The organism is Myroides injenensis M09-0166 (assembly GCF_000246945.1).
GTDB lineage: Bacteria > Bacteroidota > Bacteroidia > Flavobacteriales > Flavobacteriaceae > Flavobacterium > Flavobacterium injenense.
Map to the genome: position 1 here is coordinate 109,506 of NZ_BAEX01000001.1, position 7,137 is coordinate 116,642.

5 protein-coding genes are annotated in these 7,137 nt (G+C 31.0%); 4 read left to right on the forward strand and 1 reads right to left on the reverse strand.

From position 1 onward, the window contains the following. Positions 1 to 18 precede the first annotated feature (18 nt). The 4 genes from RH98_RS00490 to dgt all read left to right on the forward strand — a co-directional run bounded on the left by RH98_RS00490 (position 19) and on the right by dgt (position 5,875). Entirely contained in the window at positions 19 to 2,403 is a 2,385-nt protein-coding gene (locus tag RH98_RS00490) for a ribonucleoside-diphosphate reductase subunit alpha (RefSeq protein WP_010249306.1), read from the forward strand. Positions 2,404 to 2,522: 119 nt separating this feature from the next. Then, complete coding sequence (locus RH98_RS00495) at positions 2,523 to 3,605, forward strand: hypothetical protein (RefSeq protein ID WP_010249307.1); 1,083 nt, start codon at positions 2,523 to 2,525, stop codon at positions 3,603 to 3,605. Positions 3,606 to 3,802: 197 nt separating this feature from the next. Further along, complete coding sequence (locus tag RH98_RS00500) at positions 3,803 to 4,507, forward strand: AAA family ATPase (protein ID WP_010249308.1); 705 nt, start codon at positions 3,803 to 3,805, stop codon at positions 4,505 to 4,507. A 30-nt stretch (positions 4,508 to 4,537) separates the two neighbouring features. Next, positions 4,538 to 5,875: a dGTP triphosphohydrolase gene (dgt, locus tag RH98_RS00505; protein WP_010249309.1), complete on the forward strand. Its 1,338-nt coding sequence runs from the start codon at positions 4,538 to 4,540 to the stop codon at positions 5,873 to 5,875. Between the two features lie 77 nt (positions 5,876 to 5,952). On the opposite strand, the gene RH98_RS00510 is transcribed toward dgt, so the two are convergent. Beyond that, positions 5,953 to 6,924, reverse strand: a complete 972-nt coding sequence (locus RH98_RS00510; RefSeq protein ID WP_010249310.1) for a hypothetical protein — start codon at positions 6,922 to 6,924, stop codon at positions 5,953 to 5,955. Positions 6,925 to 7,137 lie beyond the last annotated feature (213 nt).

Consider the following 7,137-nt stretch of genomic DNA (forward strand, 5'->3'; position numbering starts at 1 on the left):
GAAAGGAGATTTTATATTATGTACGTAGTAAAAAGAGACGGTAGAAGAGAACCTGTAATGTTTGATAAAATTACAGATAGAATAAGGATTCTTTGTTATGAATTAAATGAGCTAGTTGACCCCGTTAAAGTAGCGATGCGAGTAATTGAAGGCTTATATGATGGTGTTTCTACATCCGAATTGGATAATTTAGCGGCAGAAACTGCAGCCTCTATGACAGTATCACACCCTGACTATGCGTTATTAGCGGCAAGAATAGCGGTTTCAAATTTACATAAAAACACGAAGAAGGTATTTTCAGAAGTTGTCGATGATTTATATAATTATATTAATCCTAGAACTAATCAAGAAGCTCCTTTAATAGCTGATGATGTGTATAAGGTTATCAAAGATAATGCTGAGAGATTAGACTCTACTATAATTTATCAGCGCGATTTTAATTATGATTATTTTGGTTTTAAAACTCTGGAGCGCTCTTATTTATTAAAATTAAATGGGCAGATAGTAGAACGTCCTCAACATATGCTAATGCGTGTAGCTGTTGGGATTCATTTAGATGACATTGACTCAGTAATTGAAACATATGAACTAATGTCTAAGAAATTCTTTACGCATGCAACTCCTACATTATTTAATTCAGGTACTCCAAAACCACAGATGTCATCTTGTTTCTTATTAACTATGAAAGATGACAGTATAGAAGGAATATATGACACATTAAAACAAACAGCTAATATATCTCAGTCAGCTGGAGGTATTGGTTTATCTATTCACAATGTAAGAGCAACTGGATCATATATCCGTGGAACTAATGGAACGTCTAATGGAATTGTTCCTATGTTACGTGTGTTTAATGATACTGCAAGATATGTAGATCAAGGAGGAGGAAAGCGAAAAGGAAGTTTTGCAATTTATTTAGAGCCTTGGCATGCAGATATTTTTGAGTTTATTGAGCTAAGAAAAAACCATGGTAAAGAAGAAATGAGAGCAAGAGATTTGTTCTTGGCCTTGTGGTTAAATGACCTCTTCATGAAGCGAGTTGAAGCTGATGATAAATGGACATTAATGTGCCCTAATGAATGTCCTGGATTATGTGATGTTTATGGTGACGAATTTGAAAAGCTTTATATATCTTATGAAAATGCTGGGAAAGGTCGCCGAACTATCAAAGCACGTGAACTTTGGGAGGCAATATTAGAAGCACAGATAGAGACAGGAACACCCTATATGCTTTATAAGGATGCCGCTAATGCTAAGTCAAATCAAAAGAATCTTGGTGTGATTCGCTCTTCTAATTTATGTACTGAGATTATGGAGTATACATCTCCAGATGAAGTTGCTGTATGTAATTTAGCTTCTATTTCTTTACCTATGTTTATAGAAAATGGAGAGTTTAATCACCAGTTTTTATATGATGTAACCAAGCGAATTACGCGTAACTTAAATAGAGTAATTGACAGAAATTATTACCCTGTTGAAGAAGCTAGAAATTCAAATATGAAGCATCGTCCTGTCGGATTAGGGGTTCAAGGTCTTGCAGATGCTTTTATTATGTTGCGACTACCTTTTACAAATGATGCTGCTAAAAAATTGAATAAAGATATTTTTGAAACGATTTATTTTGCTGCTGTGACTGCATCTATGGAGTTGGCAATAGAAGAAGGGCCTTATTCTACTTTTGAAGGCTCACCAATATCAAAAGGAGAGTTTCAATTTAATCTGTGGGGAATAAATGATGATGAGTTAAGTGGAAGATGGGACTGGAATGAATTGCGTAGAAAAGTGATAGAGCATGGAGTTCGTAATTCCTTGTTATTAGCCCCTATGCCTACTGCTTCTACTTCACAAATTTTAGGAAATAATGAAGCTTTTGAACCTTATACTTCTAATATATATACTAGAAGGGTTTTATCAGGAGAGTTTATTATTGTAAATAAGCATTTATTAAAAGATTTGGTTGAATTAGGATTGTGGAATGAAGATTTAAAGCAAGAAATAATGAGAGCTAATGGCTCTATTCAACATATTGATTATATACCAGCTGATATTCGCGAATTATATAAAACAGTTTGGGAATTGAGTATGAAAGATATTATTGATATGGCTAAAGAGAGAGGGTATTTTATAGATCAATCACAATCTCTTAACTTATTTATGGAAGGAGCTAATTATGCTAAGTTAACATCTATGCATTTTTATGCTTGGAAGTCTGGATTAAAAACTGGTATGTATTATTTAAGAACAAAATCAGCTGTAGATGCTATTAAGTTTACACTAGATAATCAAAAAAAGATACAAAATGTAATTGTTGAAGAAATTAATCAAGATGAATATAGAACTATGATTGAAAAATCACGTTTAGCGTCAGAGAATGATGATGATTGTGAAATGTGTGGTTCTTAAAATCATAAAGGTAAATCTTTAAAAATCCCAATACTAAATTTAGTATTGGGATTTTTACTTTAATATCTATGGATATTAAAGAAGATTCCATTAATTTTATGGTATATTAAATAAATAGAATGAGAAAGTTTATTGTGTTAGTAGGTATTTTATTAATAAATATTACAAGTTGTGTTGCTCAAGAAATTACCTTTATAGATGGAACTAAGAAAGATATTACGCAATCTTTATTTTCATCACATCGTATTCGTACAATTATGGATGATGTAGAAGATGGTTATGAAATTTATTACTTAATAAAAGATAGAAAGGATCGAGATAAAAGAATTGATAGAGATCAAGTTTATTTTTATGATGTGGGGAGTCCTGATTTTGAGAATGAAGGATACATTCGTTTTATTAATAAAGAAACTAAATTAGTAGGATTGTTAAACGAATATGGAGAGATTACTATACCCGCTATTTATTCTGATTTGTCTAGAGTTTATAATGGGATGGTTTATGGACTTCTTGGTGCAAAAAAAGAATTCTTAGGAAATAATAAAGAACATTGGGTATGGACTGGAGGTAAAACTTCACTATTGAATATTAAAAATGAAATTTTAATAGACAGCATTAGCGAGCCAAACGTTGTGTTAGATATGTATAGTGTTAAGATTACTGATAAACCTTTTGATGATGGTCGTTATGATTGTTTTAAAGGGAAGAATGGGAAATATTATAGTTTTCTTAATCTTGAGAAGTCATTTGAATATTTTGTAAATAAACAGTTCTTACCGGCAACTAAAGGTAATAAATGGAAGAAATACCTTTCAGATCATCTTGAAGTAGTAATAGAAATAAAAGGTAAAGAAATTGGAAGGTATAACAGAATAACTAAAGAAGAATTTTTAAATAATTACCAAGAAAGTATTAGTAGTTTATTTGAGATTGCTAGAGAAAATAATGCAGATAAATGTGAGCTGCAAATACATGAGGATACTTGGGGTGGCTATGTAGATGATGGACAGATCGAGCCATCGGATTTTAATATATATTTTAATGACTCTAATGTGTGGCGAATGCAATTGTTTCCTGTATTTGAATTGATAATCAAGGAAAAGAAAGATAAAAAGTCAAGATCTAATCATTTTAATTTTTACAGAGATAAAGAAGGAAAGATGATATTATATAGAATCACTATTCGTTCTCATTTTTTTTAATATTTAATACTGATAGCTAGTGTTTTTAGATGCTTTAGAGTATTTAGTTTATGAGTAATTATCGTAAATACTTAGTTTGTTTATATCTTATTTTTGTACTGTTATTTTCTGTTTAAATTAAGCAGTATATTTGTTGTTCGCACAAATGGTTCTAACCAAGAATTAACTATCAACACACTAAATATTTATTTACCATTATGAGTTCTTTGTACTATATTGACCGCACAAAGATTTCGTTAGATGACGTTATGTTTAATGATAATGTCAAGCGCGAAATAGAGCAATTTTTAAGAGAATACAAGTATCGCGAAATTTTAATGAAATATGAATTACCTGTCAGCAATAAGATATTGTTATATGGTAAGACAGGATGCGGTAAGACAATGACTGCTAAAGCAATAGCGAAATATCTAGATAAGAAACTAATTATAGTTAACCTAGCGACTATCGTATCTTCTAAGCTAGGTGAAACTGCAAAGAATATTGAAAGTCTGTTTAAAGAAATTCAATATGAAAGTGCTGTGTTATTTTTTGATGAATTTGATTCGTTAGGTCAAATTAGAGATTATGATAACAAAGATAATAGTGAAATGAAGAGGGTTGTTAATGCTATTCTTCAATTGATTGACAATCTTCCACAAAAGTCAATTCTTATGGCTGCAACTAATCAAATTCATATGATAGATGAAGCTTTACGTCGTCGATTTGAATTACAATTAGAATACACAGCACCAAATAAAGAAGCTTTAGATATTTTTTACGATAAACTTTTAAGTGCATATCCAGATGAATATAGAACGTTTGAACGTGTATATGATATCTCTTATGCAGAAGCAAAGAATCTTGTGCAAAGAGCAGTAAAGGATAATATTATTAATAGTCAAATTGCCTTAGGGCTATAAGCATATAGTTATTTAATTTTTTCACTTATGATGAAATGGGAAAAACTATTATCGTTAAAGAAACACGGTGATACATTTATAAGACATAGATTAGATGAAAGTCAAACTCGTAATGGTTTTGAAGTGGATTATGATAGAATTATATTCTCTTCTCCATTTAGAAGTTTACAAGATAAAACGCAAGTTATCCCTTTGTCTAAAACAGATTTTGTACATACACGGTTAACACATAGTTTAGAAGTATCTGTTGTAGGAAGGTCTCTTGGTCGAAATGTGGGAGAACGATTGTTAAATAAATATACTTATCTAGCAGAAGAATACGGTTATACTGTTAATGATTTTGGTGCAATAGTAGCTGCAGCATCTTTAGCTCACGATATTGGTAATCCACCTTTTGGACATTCTGGAGAAAAAGCTATTGGTGATTTCTTTAGCAAAGGAAAAGGAAGTCAATATCAAAGTGAATTAACTGATAAAGAATGGCAGGATCTTATTGATTTTGAAGGGAATGCCAATGGGTTTTCTGTATTGACAAAATCTCGACCAGGTGTAATAGGTGGGTTGCGCATTTCGTATGCAACTTTAGGTGCTTTTATGAAGTATCCCAAAGAAAGTTTGCCTAAGAAACCAACAAGAGATATATCTGATAAGAAGTTTGGTTTTTTTCAAGGAGATAAAGAAGCTTTTATCGATGTAGTGTCAGAGCTGGGATTATTAATGAAAGAAGACCGTTTACAGACTGCTTTCCACCGTCATCCTTTAGCGTATTTAGTAGAGGCTGCTGATGATATCTGCTATACAATTATTGACTTTGAAGATGGAATTAATTTAGGATGGATTCCTGAAGAACATGCTTTAGAGTTTTTAATCAAGATTGTACAGAATAATATTAATCCTCAAACCTATTCACAATTACAGTCAAAAGAAGATAGAGTTAGTTACTTAAGAGCATTAGCTATTGGTAGTCTAATTCAAGATGTAACGCGTATATTCATTGATAATGAGGAGAAAATACTCAATGGTGAATTTCCTTATGCTTTAACGGAGAAGTGCTCTTATATCGCACAAATGAAAGATATATTGGCTGTTAGTATAAACAATGTATATCAAAGTAAGGAAGTAATAGAGAAAGAGATTATTGGTTATAAAGTAATTCATACACTATTAGAAAGTTTTATAACTGCTGTGAATAATAAATATTACGGGGAAGAAACACATTATGACTCGTTGGTGTTAAAGTTATTACCAGAGAAATATCACTTGGAGAGTGAAAGTTTATATGAACGATTGATGAATGTTTGTCATTTTGTTTCTATGTTGACAGACGGCAAAGCTTTAGAATTGTATCACTCGTTAAAGATTGAGTAGGAAAATAGACTAAAATAAAAAAGGTGTTGAAGTAAAAGCTTCAACACCTTTTTTGCTTAAAATCAATATTCAGAAAATTATTTTCTTGTTGTTGGAATCCAAGCATGAGCATAAGACATCATATCTTCTTTCCAAACTTTATCAGCTTCTGGAGCTTTAATTGTTTTTGCTTCTTCAATTGTTTTGCCAACTATATCTCCTTTACTACCAGCTACTGATCCACTTCCATCTTTAGTTGCAATTGCAAAAGTAGCTTTGTCTCCTGTTTCAGAAATATCTTTGGCATAGATCGTTAAGAATTGACCAGTTCTTCCCGCGTAATATCCTGTTGAACCAGTTACTTCATAAATTAATTGACCAATAGTATCATCTTCTGCTACTTTTTTAAGTTTGAATGATGCTGATGCTTCATCCTCAACCATAAATATAAAAGCTTCTTCTTCATTTCCTAAACTAAATACATATTGTGCAATTCCCCCTTGTCCTAATTTCACTGTACCATAATCACCTTTAAGTTTATCTAAATTAAAACCTTCTTTTTCTTTTCTTAATTTCAACCAACCAAATTTCATATTTCCATGAGGGTTGTCTATTCTTACATTTATGCGAGCTTTAGTTTGGTCTAGTGGAAATGCTGCTTTAATTGCATCTTCTTCTTTTTCAAAATCGTAATCCATATTGATTTCTACACCTTCCTCAGTTTCATTTCTAAAGAAGAATACCTTAAATCCTTCAACATCTTTTTTAGATGTTACTGCTTTAATAATGTTAGTTGAGTTTTTGTATACTTTATGTATATCATATACTTCATCTTGAGAAGATTTGTCATCTTTATAGGTGATTACAATCTTATCTTTGGTAAATGTAAAAGGTAGAGGCATTGCTTCTGTATGTGGAAAAATATATTTTCCAGTAATAGGTAGACCTGATGGAACTTCTACCTGATCTTTATTATCAGGTCTTAGAATTTCATTATTATCATCACTAGAACACCCTGTTATCAAAAAGGCCATAACAGCAAATGCTGTAAAAAGTTTTGTTAGCTTCATCTTTAATTAGTTATATCGTTAAATTAATTTAGAACAAAAATAAATAAGATAATGATATAAAACAATATTATATTTATTTTTTCTAAATAAGATTAGTATGTTACTGATTGTTAGTGGTATATCGGTATTTACAATACTAAAAACTCCTTAGCTTAATAAAAGCATATGGGATTTGTCAAATGAAGGCAAGTGAAATTTTACAGCATAAAAAAA

Coding starts and splice junctions, on each gene's coding strand:
- RH98_RS00490 (WP_010249306.1), top strand. CDS start 19: ATGTACGTAGTAAAAAGAGACGGTAGAAGAGAACCTGTAATGTTTGAT.
- RH98_RS00495 (WP_010249307.1), top strand. CDS start 2,523: ATGAGAAAGTTTATTGTGTTAGTAGGTATTTTATTAATAAATATTACA.
- RH98_RS00500 (WP_010249308.1), top strand. CDS start 3,803: ATGAGTTCTTTGTACTATATTGACCGCACAAAGATTTCGTTAGATGAC.
- dgt (WP_010249309.1), top strand. CDS start 4,538: ATGAAATGGGAAAAACTATTATCGTTAAAGAAACACGGTGATACATTT.
- RH98_RS00510 (WP_010249310.1), bottom strand. CDS start 6,924: ATGAAGCTAACAAAACTTTTTACAGCATTTGCTGTTATGGCCTTTTTG.